The sequence below is a fragment of the Nocardiopsis sp. TNDT3 genome (assembly GCF_003427465.1).
GTDB lineage: Bacteria > Actinomycetota > Actinomycetes > Streptosporangiales > Streptosporangiaceae > Nocardiopsis > Nocardiopsis dassonvillei.
Genome location: NZ_QPFC01001262.1, coordinates 1 through 1,028, shown reverse-complemented (window position 1 = coordinate 1,028; position 1,028 = coordinate 1). Strand labels below are relative to the sequence as shown.

The 1,028-nt window shown below is 78.3% G+C and carries 1 pseudogene; it reads left to right on the top strand.

Annotated elements, in window-relative coordinates:
* Positions 1-1,014: pseudogene (locus tag DQW06_RS26640) on the top strand (hypothetical protein); the annotation flags it as partial.
* Positions 1,015-1,028: the final 14 nt, after the last annotated feature.

The window sequence follows — 1,028 nt, the reverse complement described above, 5'->3', positions numbered from 1 at the left end:
CTCACCCCGGACGACACCGCCCGGGCCGCCGCCGACCTGGGGGTCGCGCCCGCGAGGGTGGCCGCGCTGTTCGCCGTGGCCAGGGACGCGGGTCTGCTGCGCACCACCTACACCCGGGTGCTGCCCGGCCGGGCGGCGCGGGCCTGGCGGGACGGTGTGCCGGGGGCGGCCGCCGACGCCTGGGCCGACGCCCTGCTGGCCATGACCGACCTGCGCGGGGTCACGGCGTTCCTGCTGCTCACCGACCTGTTCGTGCACGGGGACGCGCGCACGCCCGCGCAGCTGGTGACCGTGTACGGGCCCGGGGTCGCCCTGCGCGGGGAGGACCCGGTGGAACACGTGCGCCAGGTGCTGGAGACGCTGGAGGACCTGGGCGCGGTCCGCCGGGTCGGCGGCGGCCGGTTCCGCGTCACGGGCCTCGGCGACCACTTCATGGTGCGCCAGCTGCGCCAGACCGGGGCCGACATCGCGCTGGCCCGGCCCCTGTCCGGGATGGACGCCGAGGAGGTGCTCGCCCTGGCGGAACGGGGCCGTCCGGTGGACACCGAGCGCCTGCTGGAGCGGTGGGTGGCCGCCCGCGACACCGAGAGCGCGGTGTGCGGCCTGTTGGAGGCCTGCGACGCCCCCGGTTCCTGGCGCCTGCGTGAGCGGGTGGCCCGGGTGCTCGCCTCCCTGGAGGAGGACCTGGCCCCGGTGCTGGATCTGTACGTGCACCACCCCGTCCTGGGCGGGTGGGCCCGGCGGCTGCGCGGCGGGGCCGCGGGGACGCCCACGTCGCACCAGGAGGTCTGGGCGGTGCTGGACGACTACGCGATCCTGCTGGAGGGCGGCGGGCTCCTGCCCGGCCGGGACCGGGACAGGTACGCCGGATGCGCGGAGGGGTTCGTCCGCACCGTGCGGCTGACGGGCCACCCGGCCTCGGACACGGTGCTGGACCTGCTGGCGGAGGGGGCGCTGGGCGCGCCCCTGGCCGAGGCCGCGCGGCGGCTGCGCCCCGCCCCGGTCACCCCCTGAGCGGTGTCCCCTCC